Here is a 446-nt window from a genome sequence, read left to right as displayed (position 1 = left end):
AGTCGACGTTGCTGGAAAGCTTGAACCTGTTCATTGACGGCTTTAGTCATGTTGGAAACCGTGGCTTTGGAGTAGTGAGCACCGTACATTTTCTCAATGAGTTCGGCAATTTCAGCAGTGGTAATTCCCTTGGTATACAACTGAATGACCGTTGTTTCTAAATTATCACTGTGCCGACCGTAGGCTGGCAAGGTATGATTTTCAAACCGGCCATTGCGATCTCGAGGAATGGTTAAGTTAAGTTGGCCGTACTTCGTATCAAACGAGCGCTCATAACTGCCGTTGCGGTTATTACCAGTGTTGATCCCAGCGTATGAGTAGCGTTCGTAACCCAAAAACTCTGCCAATTCGGTTTGAAGCAGCTGGTTAATCGCAATTTCGAGGTGGTGACGAAAAACTTCGTCCAAATCTTGCTTTTGGGCTAGTGCAGCGATAATTTCTGTGGT

1 protein-coding gene is annotated in these 446 nt (G+C 45.7%); it reads right to left on the bottom strand.

Features of this window, described 5'->3' with window-relative positions:
* On the bottom strand, positions 1–446 hold a 446-nt coding region (locus FC15_RS06215; protein ID WP_201779857.1), incomplete at both ends, for a transposase.

Source organism: Lapidilactobacillus concavus DSM 17758, assembly GCF_001435835.1.
Lineage (GTDB): Bacteria > Bacillota > Bacilli > Lactobacillales > Lactobacillaceae > Lapidilactobacillus > Lapidilactobacillus concavus.
The sequence above is the reverse complement of the archived record's forward strand: the minus strand, read 5'-3'. Positions and strand labels throughout refer to the sequence as shown.